The following is a 24042-nucleotide window of genomic DNA, read 5'->3' on the forward strand; positions in this document are numbered from 1 at the left end:
ATTTATTTTACGCCTGCGACACGAAGTGTGTCTTCAGTGGTAGCGAATTGAGCGCCAGCTAGGTAATAGTGCAATTTACCACTATCGGTTAGCACATTGTTCAACGACTTCTCACGTGCGGTTAAGTAAGTTAAAGGGCATGCTGGAACAATTTCCACGCCTGCAAGCTGAAGTTGTTCGAACTGAGGATAGTTTTGTAGCAGTTCAAAATCGCGTGGCATCATACTGAATAATGTACGCTTCTTGACAAACTTACCGATGAAGTTAGGTGCAAGATCCAACACTTCTTTAAGTGTCATTTGCGGGCAGCCATAGACAATAACATCCGTCTTATCCAAAACAGACTTAGTTGCTCGCATCGCATCAAGGTCCGCTTGCGTCACTTTGACGATTTCTTTTGGTTTGTTTCCATCAAAGGCAGTTTTAAGATCCGGAGCCTCAGGTGTGACACCCTCAATATGGACAAGTCTGGCTGCACCAGTCGAGTTAGCGGCAGATAGGAGATGCTTTAACTGGTATTTATCAAAGTCATGATGAGTTAGCACTGGGGTACGATCTACAGTATTTTTGCCAATGAATAGACCTAGTGCATCAGGATCTGGATTCTTTAGACCGCTGATATCAAACAGCACTTCCCCTACTCGATTTTCGTCTAACAACAAACCAAATTCTGGAGTAAAACCGCTAATAGACTGATAGAAGTCGGTCAAAACTCCCCAAATGTTGGTTCTAGCGCCAAATACCGAATTCATATACACAACAACAGATGACTCACCACACGCGCCAATCGAACCGAACTCCGGCATATTCTCTTCAAAGTATGCTGCACAAGAGTAGTTTTGAATTACACCAAGCTCTTTCATACAGTGCTCATGGTGGATCTGCGGTCGATACAACTTGCGATTAATAAAGGAGAAATCTCGACCCGGATGTGGGTTAGTTGTTGTTGGCACTTTTACTTTGCAACCATCAGCAACTAAGCGATCTAGCAGCTCGTAATAACCTTTGAACGGCGCAAGGGCAAACGTACCTGTGATATGGCCAAACGTAGTTGGAACCATACGAGTCGCCCCCATCGTTTCACCAATATCGATCATTGTCTTAAAACACTTAGCAACCATCTCACCTTGCTCACCCGCTAAGATACTTTGCTGTTCATCATCCAGTTTGATTTCGGATCTCTTGTATTTGCTTACATACATACTTCCACCTTTTCATTCAGTTGATTAATTGCAGCGTTTTGCTGCGCATTGAATCTTAGGAGAGCCTTGCAATACTTAATAATCGCTTTTGATGGACGAAGGCATTCATATCTAGATCTTATCCTCCTAACATGAATGATTTGATCCATCAAAATGGATTACTGTTAATCCTTTCAGCTCTATAGACTCGAAGTTCAACGGTATTCATTGCCTTTAATCAACGAGAAATAGGAATTGAAATGAGTGAATCAAAGATGAATGGTGCACAAGGGCTATTTAAGGTGCTAAGCGACGCTGGCCTCGACACATGCTTTGCAAACCCGGGAACTTCGGAGATGCAGCTAGTTTACGAAGTAGGAAAATCTGAAAACGTACGTCCCATTTTGTGTTTACAAGAGAACACAGTAACAGGCGCTGCAGATGGCTATGCTCGAATGACGGGCAAACCAGCCTTTACCATGCTGCATGTTGGTGGAGGCTTCGCTAACAGTATTGCCAATTTGCATAATGCTGGTCGTGCTAACACACCAATGGTAAATATCGTTGGCGCTAATGCCGCATATCACCAGCACAACTTCCCAGAACATGAAATGATTGGTGGCAAAATTACTGATCTCGCTCGTGTCGTCTCTCACTGGACACATGAAGCACGCTCTGCTGATGACCTAGTACGTAGTGGTATTGAGGCAGTGACCGTCGCTAAGTCGAAAAACGGCAAGATCTCAACACTGGTTGCCCCAACAAACTTTCATTGGGAGGAAATCTCCGGAGTACCCTCTGTTCAGACGGAAGCTGAGACGCTTAAAGTTAGTGAAAACACGATTAACGATATAGTTGCACGTCTAAACCGCGGTTCAAAGACAGCTATTATCCTTGGCGGAACAATTGCTCTATCTCATAGAGGTCTGGAACTGGCAGCAAAAGTTGCAAGTAAGACTGGAGCACAACTCATGTCAGAGACAATGGCGGCTCGCATGGCACAAGGGGAAGGTACAGTGACTATACCGCAGGTTCCTTACCTGGTTGACCTTGCACTCGATTTTTTCAAAGGCTACGAGCAAGTGATTCTCATTGGTGCGCTCAAACCTGTTGCAACCTTCGGTTACTTCAAAATGCCAACGCTCAAGATCCCTTCTGATTGCGAAGTTATCGATTTTGCTAGTCATGAACACGACATTTTAGATGCTCTTGACCAATTGGTGACTGAGCTAGATGCGCAACAACAACCAATTGAACTACAGCAAAGAGTAGAGCCAACTTTACCTACAGGAGACATTACCGCTCAATCAGTAGGCCAAACTCTTAATCTATTGATGAAACAAAACTCTATCTTGGTTGATGAATCAAACACTATGGGCGCTACTATCCTGCCAGAGCTAGATGGTGCCGCGAGCCATGATTACCTCTACGCTTCAAATGGTGCAGCTATTGGTGGTGGCATTCCGGTTGCGCTGGGAGCTTCAATTGCTTGTCCTAACCGAAAAACAGTTCTTTTACAAGCCGATGGTAGTGCTATGTACACCAACCAAGGGTTATGGTCAATTGCACGTGAAAACTGTGACGTCACCATCTTGATTCTTAAAAATGATGAGTACGCTATTCTTAACGTTGAGCTCGCAAGAGTGCGCGATGACGAGGCCAATGAAAAAATGCTCTCTATGCTGAAACTCGATGACCCATCGATTGACTGGGTACAAATGGGACAAAGTCAGGGCATCTCTTCCGTTTCAGTTCACACCAATGAGGCTCTTCATGATGAGCTTAGTAAAGCTATTGCCCACAAAGGCCCTAGATTAATAGAGGTAAACGTCAAACAGAACACTCAACCTTTTATTGATGCAGTAAAAGAGCATAGCCAGAAGCTACGCGCTGAGTAATCAATTAGAACTTGAGAGTCCTATCATGAAAAAACTACTAGCATTATCAATCAGCGCCCTAATGACATCAGGCGCAACCTTCGCGGAGAACATTGTGAATGCCGACACAACCAACAAAGAAGTTTACGACATTCACGAGTTTTTCTCTGAACAAGGAAACCGAGTAAAACTTCAGTTTCCTATTGAACAAGCCGCATTTGCTTGGCAAAACTTAAGTCGTTTTTACCCTACTGCAATGATTGAGCGTGATGGTGAGGTGGTTAACCTCCCTTATAAGCTCAATGACGACATTGGCAAGATCAAAGCTACCGTCAAAGGTGAAACTAAAACACTGAATGAGCACTTAGATAGCAACCCTGTCGATGGCTTCCTAGTCATCAAAGACGGAAAAATAGTGTTTGAGCGCTATAACACTATGCGTAAAACTGACAAGCACAACTGGTTTTCAAATTCGAAAATCACAGCTGGCATTGAGTTAGCAAAACTCGTCAATAGTGGCAAGGTAGACCCTGACGACGTTGTTTCCAAGTACATTCCAGAGCTAAAAGGATCGGTTTGGGATACAGTGAAAGTGATTGAGGTTGCTAACCAGGCCACAGGTCTAAATGCGACCGAGCACGATGAACCCACTGCCGATTCACGTACCAACCCAGACCAGCCGTTTTTTAAGTGGATTGTTTCTATTGGTGTATTTGAAGGCGAGAGTCAGAAAATGCCTTTGGAAGTTCTAGCAGAGATGAAGCGAAGAACGAAAGGCGGACAAACCTTTGAATATAATTCGATAAACACATTCATTCTTTCTCGTATTGTCGAGAATGTTCGCGGCTTACCTTTCAACGAGATTCTTAGTGATGATATTTGGAAGCATATGGGAGCCAATAATGATGCGTATACCGTTGTGTCACCAAAAGGCGGATACCCTTTAATGTTCTTTTCGATGAACTCTACCTTAGAGGATATGGCTAAGTTTGGCATGTTACTGACGCCATCAGGTGAAAAGCTTGGCACCGCGCATATCTCTTCTGACGTGGTTAAGATCATTCAAGATTCTGGCGATCCTGCAGCCTTTGGTGGTGGGTATGTCGGCAAAATGATGCAAAACTCATTCTATAACGACAAAGATCTTAAGAACGGATATATGTTCGACACTATTTTTGACGATGGTGACTTGTTCAAAGCAGGTGTCGGAGGACAAGGTGTCTACATCTCTCCAGAGAAGGACCTTGTGGTCGCATTTTTCTCAACTGGCGATGGTAGTAATCAAGAAGAGAGCTATGCTCGTGAGATCGCTCGTCACTTCATGTAGTTGCTTAGTAATCAATACTCAGTAAAACTTGATATCGCACATAATGATGTGACTTTCATACACAAGCATTCCACTCTAGTGGAATGCTTTTTTTTAGCTGTGTAATGGGCTTAAATGATCAGAAGTTATTCACCTACACCGATTACCAATGGATATCCAAATCTTGATTAAGACCACTTTGAATGTCATGCCACTCAGCCATTAAAGTACTCGCCTTTTCGCTGCTGATTGGCTTTTCTAACGAGGCATCTTTGTGGTCTTTTAATGTTAACAGGTAGGTCTTTGCATTGAGGTCAGCGCTGATAGCGTGATATTCATCGATACATTGCTGCGTGGTTTTGTTTGGTCCCCACGCAAGCACTATTTTACTTCCGTTAATGTCCATTGAGATGGCAAGTGAGCAACAATCCATGTCTTTCTCCTTTGTTATTTAGAGTTTTTATACTAGTAAGAATAGCCATTTTCATGGGTCCCGCGAGTCAATTGTTCGAAACAATGTCTCCACCAATGACTAGTTCATAACTAACTACGCAACTCTACTAGTTCCAGTCTCCTTTTTCTGGAATAAGCCTCTTTATATCCTTCACGTTAGTAGAGGAGAAACAGCCCTTGATAACCGCCAATAGTGACTTCTTCAACATAGTCGCCTACTTGACCATCAGCACCCACAACTCTCATCGGAGTATCCAAATAGACAGTGACAGGCTCTGATTGATAGAAGTCGCGGCTCTTACCAAAGAAATCGGTTCGATACAGGACCTTGCCTTTAGTAAACTCTCTAGCAAGGACCATATCTTCAGGTCCACCAGTGACTACAGTACTTTCTGATTGATACAGAAAGTAGGTGTAGGTTGGCAAGAGATGGCTTATCCCTTCTGGAAGGTCTGCGTGTACTACAGAGGTTTGAGAAGCGTCTCCGACAACAGTGTAATCGGCTGGATAAGGAGTTTCAGTGGAGAGCATCAAAGGAATTGGCTCGTATCCTTCTGGGATCTGCTGAGCCGGCTGACCTAGATCCACAGCCAATAACGCACTTGGTTGATATGCCATGTTCTTGGGCACACCTGACTGCCAGAAGTTGTCTGATGATGTGTTTTCACTTCCGTAGACATAGCCGTTGTTCCATTGATTAAAAAAGCTAAGTTCTGGGTGGCTATTTAAGTAGTAGATCGCCAACGCTGCATACTGGTCTTGCTGCCAATTGTCCTGTGAGTTACCAAAATACTGGACGCGTCCATATCGGGTACTCGCTTGAAAGATGACACTGCGTCCGTCGCTCGCAAATACGGAGTTATCCCAGTATTTTGCAATCCCAGCGTAGCCACTAAACCCCGTTGAAGGGAAGATATAGTGCTCACGCAGATACAGTGATGCGGCTTCGGCCAATGCCTGTTGTCCATTTCTTCCTAATAAGTTAGCAGTACCAACGTTAACACTTATCAGCGAATTACTTTGGCGCACAGAGAGTTCTTGCATGAACTTGGCGAACTGACTCTGATATAGCTGATCCGCTGCTTCAGAGCCTGCCACGACGTCAAGTTCTGCCACCCGACCACCGCTGTAAACATGAAATTGATTCGGACCAAGGAGCTTATTTGTGTCGTCGTTATACGCACCATTTAGTCCTCGTTCTGACCAGGTTGACGCATAGTAATCGCTCATCAAGGCAAGGTAATTCGGGTTGGCTAGATTAGTCAGCGCCCAAGATGAGTTTTGATTCCACATTCGACCAAATGGAACGACTCGAGATTCCCAACGAAAGCGTGCAGTAGCCTGCTTATTACTTCGGTTTTTGTACTCAGACCACGAAAGGTAATTATCACCATCAAGATCTGCTGACTCATCAAACCCCCGCACCTTACGCCAGCGCTCTATCGTTTTTCCGTCAGTGGTTTCCGTTGGGGCATCGGTTAGTTTCAGTGTCTGGAAGCTATTTTTGAGCTTCACCTCTTTGAGACGCGGACGATGCTCCGGGTCACTCCCGCTCCAACGAATACGCGCGACATATAATTTTCCACCATCCTGCAGATACGTAGAGCCAAAGTACTGGCCACCGCCATAGCTTGCACCAGAACCGTCGTGTGTTGTTGCCCTCACCCAATCCGTTGGAACGCTCCAAATCACATTCTGGTTTTTTGTCATGTTTAAGGTTTTGTCTTTGGTGATAGTAAAACGTTCCCACGTTAACGCCTTACCATTGCCATCAATCGAGCTTGGATACTCGACCCAAAACTCCCCACCTTGGGCATATTTGGAAAACTTCAATACTAGGCGATCAAACGGTTCAGAATGATAGACATATAACGCGCCTCCAGACGCAAAGTTATCGAATACATCGGCGTCCCAAGGGGGAGCTTGATAAAGCCAAAAGCCCGCGTGATCCTCGTTGGCGGTATAGCCGACTATCATAGGCTTACGATTCAAAATGGTATTCTCACCGTGCGTTGTATCCACCTCGGCAAGCACGGTATCCTCAGCAAAGTGCAAAAACAGGTCTTCGAAGTCTATACCTTGCTGTTCCGCTTTCTCTCTAAGTTCATGTTCAAGCCAATTGGAATTCATTTCTAGCTTTTGGTTGTACATGTAACCCACGGCCTGCGTTCGCTGGTTATCCGCAGTGTCAGCATAAGAACCGAACACAAGATCACTGTGGTTTATTTCCCAATCAATCACATTTTGCGAAGATACTGCAGAGCCCGACAAGTCCACCCCATTTTCATGAAGACCGGGAAGAACGATAGCGGTATTAGCGGAGGGATCTTGGGCGGCGATAAGAGGTAAAGAGGCGAAAAATACGGCAAGTGGCACAATGTGTTTCATTCGGGTGTCCTTTCTCGTCGAGCTGGCAAAATGTCATTTTGCTTCTCAATTTGCGAGAGAAAGTATTGTAGAGCGACCTATACAGTGCAAGGCTGATGCCGCTCCAAAGCTAATCAAAATAAGCGATTCCAACAAGTGAGACACAGTTTGCGCCTCAAGCTTAGAATCAAATCACGACAAATTTTCTCAAAATGAGAATGCGGTACTCAGTTGTTAAGCCTTTCCTTGTTCAAGGTTTCTCGCCATCTTCTCAGCAGTTTTCGTGAAATCAACCAACTCATCCTGGTTTATCCCGTCAGACATAATCTCGAAAACTCGGCGGTCAATATCCGCCAGACTCGTCATCACTTTCTGCCCCGATTCAGTAAGCTCCAAAAAGTGGCTGCGCTTGTCAGCAGGGTTCGCAGCTTTAACCAACAAACCTTGCGAAATAAGCGCATTTATCAATCGTGTTACCTGAGCTTTATCTCGATCAAGGTAGTGGGCGATGTCGATAGACGTACACGGTGACGTTTTAGTAATTATCTTCATTACGCGCATATGCATAGGTGCAATATCGTAGTCGAGCTGCTCGATTTGTTCGGTCATTTGACGCTTTAAAGAGTGAACTAAACGAAAGACAGATTCCAAAGAGGTGTTTTCAGACATGAACGATCCCTTAAAAATATAGTTGACATTGTCAACCATTGGATTTATAGTTGACATTATCAACTTAATTGAACGCTATTTCAAGACTGGAGAATCGAAATGACGACACAAGTAACACTTAGTCCATTAGAGTCAAACGCCTCTCTAGAGACCAACAAGAAAACACCTGTCCTTCTAAAAGTCCTCGTTATGGTGAGCATGATGAGCCTAGTTGGAGGATCACTGACCGCAGTGATGACCTACATGAACGTCGGACTTGGTGAGTCATTCGTTCATCAATGGTTATCTTCATTTGCCCTAGCCGCATTGGTGATGATGCCCGTGGGTATGGGAATGATGACGCTGATGACCAAACTTATCGGCAAGCTAATGCCTGAGAAAAGCGAGCACGTTCGCAACTTGGTGGTTGGCTTATTCATGGCTGTTGTTATGGAGTCACTTTTGGCTTTCGTGACCGCTGCCAACACAATTGGATTTTCTGATGCTTCAGATTTTACCACTGGATGGTTCAACGGCTTTATCGCCGCGCTCCCAGTCGGCCTAACAATAATGATCGTTATGTCACTGACCATAAAACCTAAGATTGAAAAGTTTCTTAAAAGCTAACTCAGTTACTAATTTTTGGAGAACCACATGAAATCACTTATCAGTAAACACAACCAATACCGCATTACCATTGAAGAAGTAAACACTAAGGCAGAGCGTGAACCGCAAACGCTGACTTTCAAGTTCGAGGATCGCGAAGACATGTTCAATGTCATCGAAAAGATGAAACAAGGCAGCGGTCTCGATGAGCAATCAGCAACTCGTTTAGGTCTGAGCATCCGCCTCCTTGGCCCTTTGATGATGCAAGACAGGAAGCAGCCACTGTTCGCAGACTTCTTCCCACACTTCAAAGACTTCATGCAGAACCTGAAGAAGACCATTAAAGGTCAAATAAAAGGTCAATAAGCCTAACTAGCCTCGCAATCGCGGGGCTTTTTTCTATTGATTCTCATCATCTCGATACACGTCGAATTTTTACAAACGGTAACGTCATTTCTATCAAAAATAGAATGAGTTAACAGCGCAGTCAGCACTTTACTGCTAGGGTTTAGATTCACCCATAAATCAATCTAGGCAATGTATGTCAAAGACAGCAAAATTAGAAAACGAAGACAAGTTGTTCAAAAAGGCACTTGAAGTGGGTTGTAAAATGGCGGCAATGCAGGGCTATCCAATACACGACCCTTCGGCAAGTCAGTCGATGAAAGCTAGAGCCCTGTACCTGTTTTTAGTGGAAGTGCGCCAAATCGTCCCGCTACCAGAAGATAAAGTCGATGGGCAGAATATTAAGAAGCGTCTTGCGCTTTGGTTGCATAGTGCGCTGCCGGATGGTGACCCTCTCAAGTAACCGCTTTAATCAGAACTATCTAGTATATCGGTCGCGTTACTGACTAACGCGACTCTTCTTCCGTCCAAACATTCCTAAAATCAGGCCACGACCAATCGGTTATTGTTACGCCTTGCAGCACACTACCCCATCGCAAAGTTTGTCTGTGGTGGAACAAAGGCAGGAGTCTGTTTTCTATTAATAGATTGGTCGCAACAGACTCTAGCTCTTTAAGGTAGGAGTTTGCTCTTTGTTGCTCTCTGATTTCATTAAGTTGTGTATCTAACCATTCCAGACAAGGTGAATCGAGTCCTTGTCTCAGAACGGCGTCCGAACACATCCAGCGATAGACAGATACTGGAAGGTTGTCATCAACAATAAAGCTGGCGATGGTGATCTCTTCTGTGAGCTTTCCTTCGTTCGCTTTACTGTGCAGTGCCTCGAGCGTATACACATTGATTTGGCACTCTACACCTAACAAGGCTAGCTGTGCTTTGATGCCATTCGCGCAGTCTAGTATCACTTGGTGGTTATACACGGCTATGCTCAGTGTCTCTGGGAGCGCGACTCTTTCAGCGACACGTCGTTTGATCTTGGTCCAGCTTGGCAAGATATTGTGAGCGGGAATAGAGGCTCTTGAGAGTGGGTTGAGGTCTGGGTTCTCTAATATCGAATACGGGGAGAGAACACTACAAAGGTAGGCTCTTTGCAAGTTGCTCAGCGAGTATGAAGACTCATTGGCATTCAAGAGTAAATAAAGACATCCATTCTCGATACGAGTTTGGGTGTGAGCTTGAGCGTTCAGATTCTCGAGTTTCGCAAAACCACTCTCTGCCTGTGAGTGTTCAAGTTCAATCCGTTCATTTGGCGTTTTATCAAGCTGCCAAATTGTCACGGTATCGGTTAGTGCAGGAAGATCGAAGAATCTATCGTTCGCTTCTAACCGCAGGCGTTCATCCGAATGCTCGATGACTCGAAATGCACCGCATCCATCCACGGCTCGCCCCACTAAACCCTCCAGTTGCTTTGGGGGCTGAATCGAATAGCGTAAATCCGACACTAAAGCATCAAAGCTGCAATCCGGACGATCTAGCTCGAAAGTGACAGTTTGATGCCCGAAATTTACCGCCTTCAAATGAGCCAGTTCGGAGTCATACTCCGGTAGTGATTTGAGTCTAGAGAACAGCTCCGCCACGACTTCTGGAGTAAGCGCTAGGCCTGAGTGAAACTCCAGTCTCGGTCTTAAATAAAAGCGCCACTGGGTATGATTTTCGTTCACCGTCCAATGATGAGCTAGCTGTGGTGATACGTTTCCTTCATGATCGCACGCCGTCAGACACGAATAGATCTGGCGAACCAAAAACCGCTCGCTGTTTCTGAGTGGCTTATGTGGCAAGATAGGCTGGAAAGCACGTTGGTAGGTAAGCTGAATATGAAGCTGCCCTTCTCTAACCATGGTTCCGGAAGTTTGTTGCAGTAATTGCGAAAACTGTTGTTGATCGCCATGCAACAGTGAAAAAGCAGACTCATATTGCCCCTGTTCAATCAGCTCTTTACTCAACTGCTGGCGCAGAGTTTTAGCATCAAAATGCAACGTGAGGTGGGAACGCTGGTTTCTGCCAACTTTTGGATTCCAAGTTAACCAACCTCGTTGCTGAAGAGCTTGCAGAACAGTTCTCGCATGCCGTGCTGTGGTAAACAAAACATCGGCGACATCAGCCAAAGGCAGGTGGTATTCATTGTTCGAAACTGAACGTTCAGCATATAGATTTTTAGAACTAAGACTCAACAGTCTCTCGTAGTATTGCAGCGCTCGTTCGTCTTTCATACGTTTACAATTTAAGGAAGTAAATAGATGGCCAGCTTCCTTATATTAGCCTTTTAACGTCAATAATCCTAAGAATATTCGCTTTACTCACTATTGGGGAAATTTATAATTAAAACTAAGCTCTTTTTATCTTCCCATTTAAGTCAGATACTAAGTCTATATTGAACAAGCGCGTATACGCTGAGCGCGCCCACCGATCTCATCAATCCAGAGGTTTCTATGACTCAGTTTCCAGACAATTTTCTTTGGGGTGGCGCTATTGCCGCAAACCAAGTTGAAGGTTCGTATACCCTTGATGGCAAAGGACTCTCGACGTCCGATATGTTGCCTTCTGGTATTCTAAGCCCACACCAAACGCGTGACGAGCGCACTCCGGGCATTAAAGATATCGCGATCGACTTCTACAATCGCTACCCAGAAGATATTGCTCTGTTTGATGAGATGGGTTTTAACTGTTTGAGACTATCCATAGCATGGACGCGCATCTTCCCGAATGGCGATGATGCTGAACCAAACGAAGCAGGTCTCGCCTACTATGACCGCATTTTCGACGAACTGGCAAAATACAATATGACGCCATTTGTAACCCTATCGCATTACGAAATGCCTTACGCGCTCGTCGAAAACTATGGTGGCTGGGGTGATCGTCGGTTGATTGACCTGTTTGAGCGCTACGTGACAACTGTGTTTGAGCGTTACAAAAACAAGGTCAAACTTTGGCTCACATTTAACGAGATCAACATGTCTTTGCATGCCCCATTCACGGGTGTTGGTCTGCAAGAAGACGCGACAGAGCAAGACATCTACCAAGCAATCCACCATCAATTGGTGGCAAATGCGAAAGCAGTACAAGCGTGTAAGCGTATTATCCCAGATGGAAAGATCGGCAACATGCTATTGGGAGCGCTCAACTACCCGTACACCTGCAACCCAGATGATGTCATTGCCGCCATGCACGAAAACAACAAGTGGTTGTTCTTTGGTGATGTACAAACTCGCGGTAAATACCCAGGCTACATGCTGCGCTACTTCCGCGAGAATGGCATTGAACTCACTGTGGAAGATGGTGATTTGGAGACCATTGCGAACGCCTCTGTCGATTTCATTTCGTTCAGTTACTACGCAAGTGGCTGCGCGAGTGCCGATCCAAAACAGAAAGAAGTGGGTAACATCGTAGACAGCGTGCCTAATCCATACCTAGAAAAGAGTCAGTGGGGCTGGCTGATCGACTCTAAAGGTCTGCGCGTGCTGCTTAACTTCTTGTATGACCGCTACCAAAAACCACTGTTTATTGTAGAAAACGGTTTAGGTGCGCGAGATGAGCTTGATGCAAATGGAGAAATACAAGATGACTACCGTATAGCTTATTTGAACGATCACTTAGTTCAAGCGAGAGAAGCCGTTGCAGATGGTGTCGAGCTTATGGGTTTTACAAGCTGGGGGCCGATTGACCTAGTCGCCAACTCCACTGCCGAAATGAGCAAACGCTATGGCTTTATCTACGTCGATCGTCATGACGATGGCACGGGCACGTTAGAGCGAAAACGCAAAAAGAGCTTCTACTGGTACCAAGGTGTCATTTCAAGCAATGGCCAATCACTAACAGAATAGTATCCGCCTGCATTACAACTGGTAAAGAAATCATCGATCGCGCCAAACATAAGATAAATCTCTAGTTTCGGCGCGAGTTCAGTGTTAAATTTATGAAAAAATTAACAAGGAGTTCACGATGAATTCGAAAGTAGCATTGGTAATGGGCTTGGCGTTGGCAGCAGTGCTAGCAGGCTGTGCCCCATCAAACGAATATCGTAACAACCAAGAAATTGGTACTAAGATGGAAGACGACGCGAAGCGCGAAAAAGAAATTTGTACGGCGCTCGGAGATATCAACTGCGCTATGCAGTAATCTAATCTGAGAACACGTAAAAAAACGCTCACTTTTTAGTGAGCGTTTTAGTATGTAAGCATCGGTCTTTTTCTTCAATGTTAGTCAAAGTAGCTACTATGCACCGCTAGCAATCCTATCAATGCTGCGTTGTAGTCAATAGCAAACTCATTCACGGCATATGACTTTTCATCATCCACATAACTTTGCATTCCCATATTTTTTGGTGCGACATTTGCCTGTGCTTTAATGTTGGGCCCTCCCACTAGAAAACCTGGGAGACTGACGCCTGTCCCGATTCGATACAGATGATGAAGATTACGAACGGCATAGGTTCCAAAGTGAGTGACGTAACTCATGTTAAACGCGTTGGCTCCTAGTAAGTAATCGAGTTGCGCCTGCACTAGCCAGCGATGCTGCTTACGACCAGATACCAGGTCGCTCCAAGTTAGTAAGATACCGACCTCAGCCACCATTTTGTTGGAACCCCATACAAAGCGTTGGTTAGCAACAAAAAATGGGGAAGGCTCAGCCAATTTCGCATAACGATTTGCCACCGCACGTAGGTCACTTTTCATGGTGTCTATAAAAGGTGAATCTATGGTCAACATGAGATGCCAAACACCCATAACGGCAGGATTTTTCCATTCAAAGAAATCGAGCATATCGATACTTTGTCCGACCAGATCGTCATAAGCTTGCTGTGCAAAATCTAGATACTTTTCATCTCGAGTGGTGACATAAAGCTCAGCGGCAGCCCATAGTCTATCGTCTAGGTCGGTTGCGAGCGATTCTTCCTTATCATACTGATTGAGGATATATGGCCCAGAGCCTGTATCATCTTCCTTTTGCCAATCTATATACTGTTCGGGCTGTGATTCCAGGTACTCCCAAGCCAAGCTTGATGCCTTCAAAAAACGTTCTGCAAGCGCTTTGTCAAACGGTTGATAGGTTCTAGCCGCAAACGCCATTGTCGCAGCAAACTTAGCGGTATCCGATGTGCTAACACCGTAAACGTAACGCACCTGATTATCTAGCCAAGGTGGAATTTTCGCAGGCCACGCAGCGCCAGAAAGCTTTCGATAAACAGCGCCATCTTGTCGCTGCATTTTTTCCATCCACTCAATACCATAAAGTGCTTCACTCAGTATAGTTGGCATCTTATTGGGCTCTTGAAGCGGATACAAATCCGGCGCTTGCCGATAGGCTTCTAGCATTCGAGCAATCGTGATTGTCGCGGTTGCGATGTATTTCCCAAAGTCTCCTGCATCATACCAACCGCCCGCACCGTCGAGTTTTGTCCCCTCTTGGTTAAACTCATCGCTACGAAAGATGACCCCATCTTCCATATGACTAGGCGGTCTCGCCATGCCGGTTTGCGCTGAGTACACCGCTTGACCAGAGCGTTGTAGAAATAAAGCGTGAACAAGGGCTTGGTGCAAATCTTGATAGACACTAGGTTTGATTTCAAAAGGTGGCGACTTAGTTTCACCACTTTGAAAATAGTACCAACCTGGTTCATTGAGCGAAGAGAAATCCGCCACTAGGGTAGATTGGCCGTCGGGAAGAAGGCTATTGTATGAGAACGAGTAACTGACTGGTTTTCGAGGGTCACTCACAGAAATAAGTTCTACCGACTCTGGCGCTTTTACATCGCCGACATAATCGACCCAGAACACTTTTTTGTCAGCCTGTGGCACGAAGCCCAACTGATTAATAACCAGCTCGCTTGCCAATACCGACGTACTTGTCAACAAAGCTAGCCCAATCCCCAAAGCTTTCATAGCCACTCCCTGTTAATGAGATACCTCTGTGGAGCAGTCTAGGCGTTGCTGAACAAGAATCGAGAAAGATTTCGGTTAAGTGACGGAAATGGAAATAAAATTTGGCGTGCTACCTTAGCAATGTGCTCGGGTAACACGCCTTCATTTGTCTCTGTTGGTCTATCGAACCTTCAACTTACGCGGAATGAGTTCAACTCCCGGTTTATAGCGTTTAGCAGAACCGTTAAGAGCAAGCTCAAGGGCGCTATCACAAATAAGCTCGAACTGCTGAGGCAATGAGTTTACTCGTAATGGCAGAAAATCGAGCAAGCGGTTATCACCAAAGGTACCAATTTTAATCTTGCCCATAAGCTCTGGTTTTTCTATCAAGACATCCAACACACCTTCTAGCAAGGTGTACGACGTCGTAACTAGCGCATCAGGGAGTTGCCCTTGCTCTATCCACTCCATAAGCACACGCTTGCCTTCGTCACTGTTAAAGTGATCGCCATAAGCGACTTGTGACGTAAGCTGCTTCTCCTTTACCGCCGTTTCAAAGCCCAACTGACGTTCGCGAGATATGTTTAGCTCAGGTAGTGCGCCAATCAAACCAATGCTCCCGACCTTATCATCGATAACAGACTGCGTTAGCTCATACGCTGCACCGTGGTCTTCACTGATCACGCAGCTAAAGTGCTCGTCATCTAAACTACGGTCAATAGCAATCACGGGGGTACCACGCTGCTGAATCGACAAGTAGTAGTCGCTAGCATCGGTGATGGCACTGGCAACAAACAGCGCGTCGATACGGCGTGATATTAGAGCATCCGCCACCAGCTTTTCGGTGTCCGGATCATCATCAGAACAGCCAATGAGTATCTGAAAACCCGCTTTACGAGAGTTCTGTTCAAGCAGTTTTGCGATGCGCGCGTAACTGGTGTTCTCAAGGTCAGGGATGATCAGACCAAACGAACGGCTCTGCCCTGCTCGCAAAGAGGACGCAGCGTGGTCTGGTCGATAGTTATGTTCTTCAACGACCGCCATCACTTTGCGCTGTGTTTTTTCAGAAATTCTATACTTTTGAGCTTTGCCATTGATGACATAGCTCGCGGTCGTTTTAGACACGCCAGCTAATTTCGCTATCTCGTCGAGAGTCATGTTTCGATCCTTTTCTGTGCGATGGATCATATAAATGAATTCCAAGCCAACTGATAAATTGAATTATATGCTGAATCGGTTCAGTATAAAAGCTGAAAGGATTCAGCAAAGTTCACAGTTTTCGAATTTGGTCCATAATGATGGTGGACAGACAGTGAACATAGACAAGAGTGGCGCTAAGTCTGATGCGGAGAATTACGCATCCTTGTGAGTAGCAACTCCATAAAAAAGACCACCAAGACAACAGCAAAGGACATGCTGACTTTTTTTGAGATTTTTGCTGAATCGATTCAGTTAAGCTTAAAGCAGTAAGCGTCAAGCAAACGAGAATCGGTTCTTAAATAGAATTAAACAGGTGAGCAACTATGCTTCAACTCGACACGAACACGATTACACTGAATCAATCCTCCGATAACAAACTTAACGCTATCAAAGCGATCGCTGCCGACCTAACCTCTAAAGGCTTGGTACAAGATGGCTACGTTGATGGCATGCTAAATCGCGAAGGTCAAAACTCAACATTTCTAGGCAATGGTATCGCCATTCCTCACGGCACTACCGATACCCGAGATCTTGTTGAGCAAACTGGCGTTGCCGTTCATCACTTCCCTAACGGTGTAGATTGGGGTGATGGCAATGTGGCGTACGTTGCGATTGGTATCGCGGCGAAGTCTGACGAGCACCTAGGCATCTTAAAACAGCTAACGAAGATCCTTTCAGCGGAAGGTGTAGAACAAAAGCTAAAACAAGCTAAGAGCGAGAAAGACATCATCGCCCTGCTTAACGGTGACGTGCAGCTGGAAGCAGATTTCGATGCTTCGTTAATCCAACTTAACTTCCCAGCAAGCGACATGGTTCAGATGGCAGCCGTTGCTGGTGGCCTACTTAAAAACACCGGTGGCGCAGGCGCTGAATTCGTTGCTGATCTCGTTACTAAGTCCCCTACTCACCTTGGTAAAGGTCTGTGGCTGGTTAGTAGCGATAAAGCGGTAACACGTACAGGTATGGCGTTTGTTTCTACGATTAATCAGTGCGACCTTGACGGTACGCCAGTACAAGGGCTGATTGCCTTTGCAGCGTGTAACAACGCGCACCAACCTATGCTCAATAAAATCACCGAAGTGGTCTTCAAGCAAAAGCAAGACAAACTGCTTTCGCTGTCTGCGGAACAAGTACTTGGTTTCTTTACGGGCGAAGAAGTTCAAGCTGCGAGCTCTGAAGATGGCAACGTGGCTGTATTCAAGATTAAAAATGCTCACGGTCTTCATGCTCGTCCGGGCGCGATGCTGGTTGCAGAAGCGAAGAAGTTCGAATCGTCTATCAAGGTGTCAAACCTAAATGGCGATGGCAAAGCAGTAAACGCGAAAAGCCTTATGAAAGTTATCGCTCTTGGTGTGAAACACGGTCACGAGCTGCAGTTCAGTGCTGAAGGTTCTGATGCTGCTGAAGCATTGGAAGCGATTGGCAAAGCCATTGCTTCTGGCCTAGGTGAAGGCTAAGGAGTCGGTTATGACAGTTACAAACAAAGTCGTCACCATCACACTCAACCCAGCATTGGATTTGACAGGTAGCTTAGACACGCTGAATAAAGGCTCAGTAAGCTTGGTCAATCAAGGCTCATTGCATGCCGCTGGTAAAGGCGTCAACGTCGCCAAAGTCCTAAGTGATCTCGGTGCAGATGTCACAGTAACCGGCTTCCTAGGTACTGATAACCAAGAGCTATTCTGCCAACTGTTCGCTGACATGGGCGCACAAGACAGGTTTGTTCGAGTAGCGGGTTCCACTCGCATCAACGTAAAACTTGTGGAAGTGAACGGTGACGTGAGCGATATCAACTTTCCTGGCGTGGAAGTCAACACTGACGCTATCGACGCGTTTGAACAAACCCTTAACGAGTTAATGAAAGAGCACGATTACTTTGTGTTCGCAGGCAGCCTACCTCGCGGTATTACGCCTGAGCAATGCGCAGTTTGGATTGAGCTTCTTCAAGAAAACGGTAAGCGCGTTTTGTTCGATAGCAGCCGTGATGCGCTGGCAAAAGGACTGGACTCTAAACCTTGGTTGATCAAACCAAACGACGAAGAGCTATCCCAATTCGTTGGTCGCCATCTAACGACACAAGAACAATGTCTTGAAGCAGCCGAGTCACTGTCTGACAAAGGCATTGCCAATATCGTCGTATCCATGGGCGCTGAAGGCGTGTTGTGGCTAGAGAACGGCGAATGGCTGCAAGCTAAGCCACCAAGAATGTCCATCGTTAGCACCGTTGGTGCGGGCGACACCTTAGTTGCAGGCCTATGTTGGGGACACATGCAATCTAAGCCAAAAACAGAATTACTCTCTTTCGCAACCGCCCTGTCTGCGCTGGCTGTTAGTCAAGTTGGTGTGGGCGTTTCGGATGTGAACGAAGTTTTATCCCTACAACAAAAAATAGAGTTACAAAAGCTTAGCCACTAATTTTCCTAAGTCTTTGGCTTAGATTCTTGTGGCAATGGACACGAAGGTCGAACCTATGAAAATTTCAATTATTACCGCTTGCCCTAGTGGCGTAGCAAACAGCATTATCGCGGCTGGTCTATTAGACCAAGCAGCAAAAGCGCTAGGACATGAGGCAAACGTCGAATGTCATTCCAGTGTGGTTGAAACGCAAACACTTAGCGATGCACAAATCAGCGAAGCCGACGTTCTTGTTATTGCAGCAAATACGCCGGTTGATACGCAGCGTTTTGTCGGTAAAAAAGTCTACCAAGCAAGCATCTCAGAATGTACGTCTGATCCAAAAGCGTTCCTGACGGATGCAATCGAAAAAGCGACAGAACTAGAGCACGGTGTCGCTATAGCTTCTGCGGCTGAACAGTCTTCAGGCAGCGCGAAGAAGATCGTGGCGATTACTGCCTGCCCTACTGGCGTGGCACACACTTTCATGGCAGCGGAAGCGCTAGAAGAAGAAGCAAAACGCCTCGGTCATACAATCAAAGTAGAAACTCGTGGCTCTGTTGGTGCTAAAAACCAACTGACAACGCAAGAGATCGCCGATGCTGACCTAGTCATCATAGCTGCTGATATCGAAGTACCTCTCGATCGTTTCGACGGTAAGCCGATGTACAAAACCAGCACAGGTCTAGCGCTTAAAAAGACCGAACAAGAGATCAACAAAGCATTTGTTGAAGCTGCACCTTACAAACACACCGCTGGCGCAAGCCAATCGGGTGGAACTGAAGAGAAGAAAGGCGTTTATAAGCACCTGATGACAGGTGTATCGCACATGCTTCCTGTTGTCGTAGCGGGTGGTTTGATCATCGCCCTATCGTTTGTATTCGGTATCGAAGCGTTTAAAGAAGAAGGCACATTAGCAGCTGCGCTCATGACTATTGGTGGCGGTAGCGCATTTGCCCTAATGATCCCTGTTCTTGCAGGTTACATTGCATTCTCAATTGCTGACCGCCCTGGCCTAGCTCCTGGTCTTATTGGCGGCATGCTAGCGAGCTCAACAGGTGCAGGCTTCCTAGGTGGTATTGTGGCTGGTTTCCTTGCAGGTTACTCAGCAAAGCTGATTGCCGATAAAGTCAGCCTTCCTCAATCAATGGAAGCGCTCAAGCCAATCTTGATTATTCCATTTATTGCTAGTTTGTTCACTGGTCTTGTGATGATTTACATCGTTGGCGGCCCTGTTTCTGGCATTATGGCGGGTCTAACTGACTTCCTAAATAACATGGGTAGTGCAAACGCAGTTCTGCTTGGTGTGCTCCTTGGCGCAATGATGTGTTTCGATTTGGGCGGCCCAGTAAACAAAGCGGCATACACCTTTGGTGTGGGTCTACTGGCTTCTCAAACATATGCGCCAATGGCAGCGATCATGGCAGCGGGTATGGTACCTGCGCTTGGCATGGGTCTGGCGACGTTCCTAGCGAAAGACAAGTTCGAAGCGGGCGAGCGCGAAGCAGGCAAAGCATCATTCGTACTCGGTATGTGCTTTATTTCTGAGGGTGCGATTCCATTTGCAGCGAAAGATCCTGTACGTGTTATCCCTTCATGCATGATCGGTGGTGCGTTAACGGGTGCGCTATCTATGCTGATTGGTGCGAAGCTAATGGCTCCACACGGTGGCCTGTTCGTACTACTAATTCCAGGTGCAATTTCTCCAGTGCTAATGTACTTGGTAGCGATTGCAGCAGGTACGGCAGTCACTGGCTTTACTTATGCATTCCTAAAGCGTCGCGCTGACGACAAAGCGCTCGCTACGGCTTAATTGCGACAAGCCCGAGTAACACTTGGGCAAAACATCCACTCACCCCCAATAGTGGAATTTTAATAGCGCTGCCCTCGCAGCGCTTTTTTTAGTTCTGTTATTGTGGTTCACGCCTTCGACGCACAGCCAGTGACAGCAGACCGAGTGAGAGCCACAAAGACCACTCTCCTCCGCCACCATCGCCTTCCGTCGTACTGATCGTTCCACCTTGATAAATAACACGACCATTTAACGCAAGGTAATCCAATCTATCTTGCTCTGTCACCGTGACGGTTGGTATTTCTTGCCCAGCTAACACACTATCAATCCAGTGAACATAATCCGCGACTTCTGTATAAGCCGCCGTAACATCTGACGACGAGTCACCGCAAGTTGCAGGCCCGAAGCTCGTAATACCTACCTGTTTAAATGTTCCGTTGTCATCCCAATAAATGGGACCGCCCGAATCACCCTGACAGGTCCCCGCTTTCAATCCATTGGAAATTGACGTCGCGCCGCTAAAGCAAATTTGCTTGTCCGTTAGGAAACGTCCATTGGTGAAGTTGTTAGCGCAAGTAAGATTAGTGACCCAAAAAAGATCTGCTCTTTGCAGAATTGACGTCCCAGAAACTCCCGTTGCTACATCCCCATGACCGAGAGCCACGAAAGAAGCTGAGAAGCTACGATATAGCGATGCTTCAGCGGAGGTAGCACGCATCACTGCACTGCCATCATTGACCGCTTGCTCAAGTCGCAAGATCACTATGTCATTGGGTAACAATCGAGAGATATTGTTCTCAAAATTAGGATGAAAGAACACAGCTTCTACCCGCTGCTTTTCTGCATTTAAAAAGCGGTTTTCATTCTCTAACCCAACAACCGCACTGGTAAATAAAACGGCACCTTCATCATAGGTGTCGAAGCTCGACAAGCAGTGCCCTGCTGTCATTACATGCGTGTTGTTAAGTAAAGTTCCCCCACAATACGCTCCTGAGGAGTAGCGTCCGTCATACTCTTGTGAGTCGATGTACAGGCTCACGAATGAGGGAAAATCGAGTATTGAGGCATTAGTACCATTTACAATCATCGGAGCCACTTCGACGTTTTCGGCGTGTACTTTGCCGACCGCCAAAGCAAAAGGCAGCAGAATGGATGCAATCAACGCGGATTTCACGCTTAGATTCATTCGGAATCTCCTTTTCTGAATAATCTGTGGGAGTTAACGTGATTTAGCTCTCACTTTCAGTATAGAGTGTTACGAACGATCCGTTAGGTTCGATTAAACAAGTCTTAACAATGAGCCTGTAGACAACAAAAAACGCCGCGTGGAAGACTGAACTGACCCCCAATAGTTGGACATTCCAATTACTGGGGGTCTTTTTATGTCCAAACACCACAGAGCATTCAAGCTAAAATTGGCTAAGTATGCACAACACGAGGGGTCAAGAGCTCTTGCCCTTAAATTCGGAGTATCGTCAGACCAAATTCGTTATTGGGTGTCGGTTTATCAAATTCATGGGGAAAATAGCTTTCGTCACGAGCAAGCTCCCTATAGTCAAGACTTTAAACTAGAAGTTCTAAAGACTATGCGTATTAATAACTGGTCCTTAAGATATACCAGTGCTTACTTTGATTTATCGTCTCCAGGGATACTATTTCAATGGCAAAAGCTTTATGCTCAGCAGGGTATATCCCGGCTTAAACCACAGAAAAAAGGCAGACCTTGCATGACAAACCACTCTCTTAAACCTAAGCCATCTGAGCAGATGACAGAGAAAGAACTAAGAGAGGAACTTGAGTATTTACGTGCAGAGAATGCTGTCCTAAAAAAGTTAGAGGCCTTGGCTCAAGCCAAAAAGAAAAAAGCAAAGCAAAGACACTCGTAGTCGATGAGCTCAAGGCAAAGTACCGCTTGCACCATTTACTCAAAGCTACTGGGTTAGCCCGAAGTGTGTATTACTATCATCGTAATACAACACAGGAGTCATACTCTGAATCGAGTTTAAAAAGGCAAATACGTGATATCTATCAGCAACACAAAGGGCGCTATGGATATCGCAGAATCACATGCACCTTGAGGAAGGCAGGCATGGTGATTAACCATAAACGAGTTCAACGTCTTATGATTGAGCTTGGTCTTAGGTCCAAGGTCAGGCCCAAGAGATACAAATCATACAAAGGCGAAGTTGGGCGGATCGCTTCGGACTTATTAAAAAGAGAATTCAATGCCAACAAACCGAACCAAAAGTGGGTAACGGATGTGACCGAGTTTAAAGTCGATGGTCAGAAGGTTTATCTATCACCCGTTATCGACTTATTCAACCGAGAAGTCGTGAGTTATGAGGTGCGTAAGTCAGCAGCATTACCCTTGGTCACTGACATGATAAAAAAGGCGATAAAGACACTTAAAAAGCATGAGAATCCCATCGTGCATTCAGACCAAGGTTGGCAGTATCAAAATAAGGCGTATCAAAACCATCTCAAGAAGAAAGGGCTCGCTCAAAGTATGTCTAGAAAAGGGAATTGCTTAGACAATGCGGTTGCTGAGAACTTCTTCGGAATACTCAAGACAGAGATGTATCATAACGAAGTCTTTAAAAGTGCAGATGAACTGATTGAAAGAATTAGAGAATACATAGACTATTACAATAACGAACGAATTAAGCTGAAGTTAAAAGGCCTGAGTCCGATAGCATATCGAAATCAAGCCTTAGCAGCCGCTTAGAAATGAGTCCAACTTTATGGGGTCAGTTCAGACGCGGCGTTTTATTTTAGGAATCATAGAGATAAGTAATCACTGTCTCCTGCGACGTGACCAACCTACTAAAGCTAATAAGGAGCCAAATAGTAGAGACATACTACCACCGCCACCGCTGCCAGAAGTAGACACATTCGGAGTCGGTGATATGGCTTGGCCAAAGTCTATACGGTCTTGCTCTGAAATCGTATAGGTTGCCGTTTCGTGGCCACCTAATACAGATTCAATCCAATCGTAATGATCGGCCACCTCAGTAAATACAGAAGTTACTGGTATTGATGGATCGCCACACGTTGTCGGACCAAAGCTAGTAATCCCTACTTGTACTAAACGACCATTATCATTCCAATAGACAGGTCCACCAGAATCGCCTTGGCATGTGCCGCCATTTAGTTGCGTCACCGCGCTGTAATCACCACTAAAACAAATGTAATCATCACGCACATTACTTAAGCCAAATGCTTGGCATTGACTATCGGTGACATAATTAAGCGACACTTGGAGCAAATCGGTGGAATCGTCGAATCCAGTCCTCGTATCACCATGCCCAACCGCCTTAAAACTTGCCGGTTCGTTTCGATAGTCCTTTGAAAAACCATAGTTTACAAGCTCACCTCGAGTCGCTGGTGTCGCGAGCTTTAAGATGGCAATGTCATTTGACCAGAGATAACGCTCGCCATCCTTGTAATTAGGATGCATGTAAATCTCTGCAATTCGCAGACGCTCAGCGTTACCCGCTTCGCTTGAGTCTTGAAGCTCAGTCACTGCAACTGTAAAGAGTCGGTTCCACTTAGCATTGTTGTCACTGCCATAAAAACAGTGCGCTGCGGTTAATACATACTCTTGATTAAGCAAGGTAGCACCGCACAACGGACCTTCAATAGAATAGTTTGTATAGCCTGTTGGATCGGAAAACAGTGAGATGAATGAGCGATAGTCCTCAATGTTCGCAACGTTACCATTCACAATATATGGTGCGACAGATGTACTATTCTCAACGGCATCTGTTGCGTGCGCGCCAAATGATGCTAGACCTAAACTGGTTGCCAAAATAGCAGTCGAGACAGGACTGCGAGAAAATAAGCTTTGAAACACTAAACGATACTCCTTTCGTGTGTACAGCTACGATACGCCTATCATGGCGCTTATTATCAGTGACCGCTGATAGTAACCGTCTTCAATTCCATAAGTTTTTAA

At 45.7% G+C, this 24042-nt stretch carries 20 protein-coding genes and 1 pseudogene; 12 read left to right on the plus strand and 9 right to left on the minus strand.

Annotated features, from left to right (window positions below; all coding sequences use genetic code 11):
- Nucleotides 1–2: 2 nt before the first annotated feature.
- Nucleotides 3–1202: an aconitase X gene (locus J4N45_RS24820; protein ID WP_252015203.1), complete on the minus strand. Its 1200-nt coding sequence runs from the start codon at nt 1200–1202 to the stop codon at nt 3–5.
- Nucleotides 1203–1441: 239 nt separating this feature from the next.
- On the opposite strand from J4N45_RS24820, the gene J4N45_RS24825 reads away from it, so the two are divergent.
- Together J4N45_RS24825 and J4N45_RS24830 are read left to right on the plus strand one after the other, a co-directional pair.
- Entirely contained in the window at nt 1442–3079 is a 1638-nt protein-coding gene (locus J4N45_RS24825) for an acetolactate synthase large subunit (protein WP_252015205.1), read from the plus strand.
- A 25-nt stretch (nt 3080–3104) separates the two neighbouring features.
- Complete coding sequence (locus J4N45_RS24830) at nt 3105–4385, plus strand: serine hydrolase domain-containing protein (protein ID WP_252015207.1); 1281 nt, start codon at nt 3105–3107, stop codon at nt 4383–4385.
- A gap of 142 nt (nt 4386–4527) precedes the next feature.
- Here J4N45_RS24830 and J4N45_RS24835 read toward each other — a convergent pair whose 3' ends face one another.
- From J4N45_RS24835 to J4N45_RS24845, 3 genes are all read right to left on the minus strand, one after another.
- Nucleotides 4528–4797 carry a hypothetical protein gene (locus J4N45_RS24835; RefSeq protein WP_042470066.1) on the minus strand — a complete coding sequence of 90 codons (270 nt, stop codon included), beginning with the start codon at nt 4795–4797 and terminating at the stop codon, nt 4528–4530.
- A gap of 176 nt (nt 4798–4973) precedes the next feature.
- Nucleotides 4974–7205 (minus strand): hypothetical protein, encoded by a 2232-nt coding sequence (locus tag J4N45_RS24840; RefSeq protein ID WP_252015209.1) that lies wholly within the window; start codon nt 7203–7205, stop codon nt 4974–4976.
- A gap of 213 nt (nt 7206–7418) precedes the next feature.
- Nucleotides 7419–7853, minus strand: coding sequence for a MarR family winged helix-turn-helix transcriptional regulator (locus tag J4N45_RS24845; protein ID WP_234496453.1), 435 nt, complete (start codon nt 7851–7853; stop codon nt 7419–7421).
- 99 nt (nt 7854–7952) lie between these two features.
- On the opposite strand from J4N45_RS24845, the gene J4N45_RS24850 reads away from it, so the two are divergent.
- The 3 genes from J4N45_RS24850 (at nt 7953) to J4N45_RS24860 (ending at nt 9246) form a co-directional block, all read left to right on the plus strand.
- Nucleotides 7953–8459 (plus strand): DUF2798 domain-containing protein, encoded by a 507-nt coding sequence (locus J4N45_RS24850; protein WP_252015211.1) that lies wholly within the window; start codon nt 7953–7955, stop codon nt 8457–8459.
- A 27-nt stretch (nt 8460–8486) separates the two neighbouring features.
- A complete protein-coding gene (locus J4N45_RS24855) occupies nt 8487–8804 on the plus strand; it encodes a DUF3861 domain-containing protein (protein WP_252015213.1) in 318 nt (105 codons plus the stop codon).
- 175 nt (nt 8805–8979) lie between these two features.
- Nucleotides 8980–9246 carry a DUF5062 family protein gene (locus tag J4N45_RS24860; RefSeq protein WP_042470062.1) on the plus strand — a complete coding sequence of 89 codons (267 nt, stop codon included), beginning with the start codon at nt 8980–8982 and terminating at the stop codon, nt 9244–9246.
- A 43-nt stretch (nt 9247–9289) separates the two neighbouring features.
- Here the strand turns inward: J4N45_RS24860 and J4N45_RS24865 are convergent, their stop codons facing one another.
- Nucleotides 9290–11053: an SgrR family transcriptional regulator gene (locus J4N45_RS24865; RefSeq protein ID WP_252015215.1), complete on the minus strand. Its 1764-nt coding sequence runs from the start codon at nt 11051–11053 to the stop codon at nt 9290–9292.
- 219 nt (nt 11054–11272) lie between these two features.
- Between J4N45_RS24865 and J4N45_RS24870 the strand changes: the two genes are divergently transcribed.
- Entirely contained in the window at nt 11273–12664 is a 1392-nt protein-coding gene (locus J4N45_RS24870) for a glycoside hydrolase family 1 protein (RefSeq protein ID WP_252015217.1), read from the plus strand.
- A 118-nt stretch (nt 12665–12782) separates the two neighbouring features.
- Entirely contained in the window at nt 12783–12959 is a 177-nt protein-coding gene (locus J4N45_RS24875) for a hypothetical protein (protein ID WP_252015219.1), read from the plus strand.
- An 80-nt stretch (nt 12960–13039) separates the two neighbouring features.
- Here the strand turns inward: J4N45_RS24875 and J4N45_RS24880 are convergent, their stop codons facing one another.
- Together J4N45_RS24880 and cra are read right to left on the minus strand one after the other, a co-directional pair.
- Nucleotides 13040–14722 carry a glycoside hydrolase family 9 protein gene (locus tag J4N45_RS24880; protein WP_252015221.1) on the minus strand — a complete coding sequence of 561 codons (1683 nt, stop codon included), beginning with the start codon at nt 14720–14722 and terminating at the stop codon, nt 13040–13042.
- A 159-nt stretch (nt 14723–14881) separates the two neighbouring features.
- Nucleotides 14882–15859, minus strand: coding sequence for a catabolite repressor/activator (gene cra / locus J4N45_RS24885; protein WP_252015223.1), 978 nt, complete (start codon nt 15857–15859; stop codon nt 14882–14884).
- 365 nt (nt 15860–16224) lie between these two features.
- Between cra and fruB the strand changes: the two genes are divergently transcribed.
- The 3 genes from fruB to fruA are packed head-to-tail and all read left to right on the plus strand — an operon-like array spanning nt 16225 to nt 20108.
- Nucleotides 16225–17358: a fused PTS fructose transporter subunit IIA/HPr protein gene (gene fruB, locus J4N45_RS24890; protein WP_252015225.1), complete on the plus strand. Its 1134-nt coding sequence runs from the start codon at nt 16225–16227 to the stop codon at nt 17356–17358.
- Between the two features lie 10 nt (nt 17359–17368).
- Nucleotides 17369–18316, plus strand: a complete 948-nt coding sequence (pfkB, locus tag J4N45_RS24895; RefSeq protein ID WP_252015227.1) for a 1-phosphofructokinase — start codon at nt 17369–17371, stop codon at nt 18314–18316.
- Between the two features lie 55 nt (nt 18317–18371).
- The gene (gene fruA, locus J4N45_RS24900) at nt 18372–20108 is read left to right on the plus strand and encodes a PTS fructose transporter subunit IIBC (protein WP_252015229.1); all 1737 of its coding nucleotides are present in this window, start codon (nt 18372–18374) and stop codon (nt 20106–20108) included.
- 97 nt (nt 20109–20205) lie between these two features.
- Here fruA and J4N45_RS24905 read toward each other — a convergent pair whose 3' ends face one another.
- Nucleotides 20206–21273 carry a S1 family peptidase gene (locus J4N45_RS24905; protein WP_252015231.1) on the minus strand — a complete coding sequence of 356 codons (1068 nt, stop codon included), beginning with the start codon at nt 21271–21273 and terminating at the stop codon, nt 20206–20208.
- A 196-nt stretch (nt 21274–21469) separates the two neighbouring features.
- Between J4N45_RS24905 and J4N45_RS24910 the strand changes: the two genes are divergently transcribed.
- Nucleotides 21470–21973, plus strand: coding sequence for a helix-turn-helix domain-containing protein (locus J4N45_RS24910; RefSeq protein ID WP_252011666.1), 504 nt, complete (start codon nt 21470–21472; stop codon nt 21971–21973).
- Nucleotides 21973–22812: pseudogene (locus J4N45_RS24915) on the plus strand (IS3 family transposase); the annotation flags it as partial. The gene J4N45_RS24910 and the pseudogene J4N45_RS24915, both read left to right, overlap by 1 nt.
- A 69-nt stretch (nt 22813–22881) precedes the next feature.
- On the opposite strand, the gene J4N45_RS24920 reads toward J4N45_RS24915, so the two are convergent.
- A complete protein-coding gene (locus J4N45_RS24920) occupies nt 22882–23940 on the minus strand; it encodes a S1 family peptidase (RefSeq protein ID WP_252015233.1) in 1059 nt (352 codons plus the stop codon).
- Between the last annotated feature and the right edge of the window lie 102 nt (nt 23941–24042).

Source organism: Vibrio sp. SCSIO 43140 (genome assembly GCF_023716585.1).
Taxonomy (GTDB): domain Bacteria; phylum Pseudomonadota; class Gammaproteobacteria; order Enterobacterales; family Vibrionaceae; genus Vibrio; species Vibrio maritimus_B.

Coding starts and splice junctions, on each gene's coding strand:
- J4N45_RS24820 (WP_252015203.1), bottom strand. CDS start 1,202: ATGTATGTAAGCAAATACAAGAGATCCGAAATCAAACTGGATGATGAA.
- J4N45_RS24825 (WP_252015205.1), top strand. CDS start 1,442: ATGAGTGAATCAAAGATGAATGGTGCACAAGGGCTATTTAAGGTGCTA.
- J4N45_RS24830 (WP_252015207.1), top strand. CDS start 3,105: ATGAAAAAACTACTAGCATTATCAATCAGCGCCCTAATGACATCAGGC.
- J4N45_RS24835 (WP_042470066.1), bottom strand. CDS start 4,797: ATGGATTGTTGCTCACTTGCCATCTCAATGGACATTAACGGAAGTAAA.
- J4N45_RS24840 (WP_252015209.1), bottom strand. CDS start 7,205: ATGAAACACATTGTGCCACTTGCCGTATTTTTCGCCTCTTTACCTCTT.
- J4N45_RS24845 (WP_234496453.1), bottom strand. CDS start 7,853: ATGTCTGAAAACACCTCTTTGGAATCTGTCTTTCGTTTAGTTCACTCT.
- J4N45_RS24850 (WP_252015211.1), top strand. CDS start 7,953: ATGACGACACAAGTAACACTTAGTCCATTAGAGTCAAACGCCTCTCTA.
- J4N45_RS24855 (WP_252015213.1), top strand. CDS start 8,487: ATGAAATCACTTATCAGTAAACACAACCAATACCGCATTACCATTGAA.
- J4N45_RS24860 (WP_042470062.1), top strand. CDS start 8,980: ATGTCAAAGACAGCAAAATTAGAAAACGAAGACAAGTTGTTCAAAAAG.
- J4N45_RS24865 (WP_252015215.1), bottom strand. CDS start 11,053: ATGAAAGACGAACGAGCGCTGCAATACTACGAGAGACTGTTGAGTCTT.
- J4N45_RS24870 (WP_252015217.1), top strand. CDS start 11,273: ATGACTCAGTTTCCAGACAATTTTCTTTGGGGTGGCGCTATTGCCGCA.
- J4N45_RS24875 (WP_252015219.1), top strand. CDS start 12,783: ATGAATTCGAAAGTAGCATTGGTAATGGGCTTGGCGTTGGCAGCAGTG.
- J4N45_RS24880 (WP_252015221.1), bottom strand. CDS start 14,722: ATGAAAGCTTTGGGGATTGGGCTAGCTTTGTTGACAAGTACGTCGGTA.
- cra (WP_252015223.1), bottom strand. CDS start 15,859: ATGACTCTCGACGAGATAGCGAAATTAGCTGGCGTGTCTAAAACGACC.
- fruB (WP_252015225.1), top strand. CDS start 16,225: ATGCTTCAACTCGACACGAACACGATTACACTGAATCAATCCTCCGAT.
- pfkB (WP_252015227.1), top strand. CDS start 17,369: ATGACAGTTACAAACAAAGTCGTCACCATCACACTCAACCCAGCATTG.
- fruA (WP_252015229.1), top strand. CDS start 18,372: ATGAAAATTTCAATTATTACCGCTTGCCCTAGTGGCGTAGCAAACAGC.
- J4N45_RS24905 (WP_252015231.1), bottom strand. CDS start 21,273: ATGAATCTAAGCGTGAAATCCGCGTTGATTGCATCCATTCTGCTGCCT.
- J4N45_RS24910 (WP_252011666.1), top strand. CDS start 21,470: ATGTCCAAACACCACAGAGCATTCAAGCTAAAATTGGCTAAGTATGCA.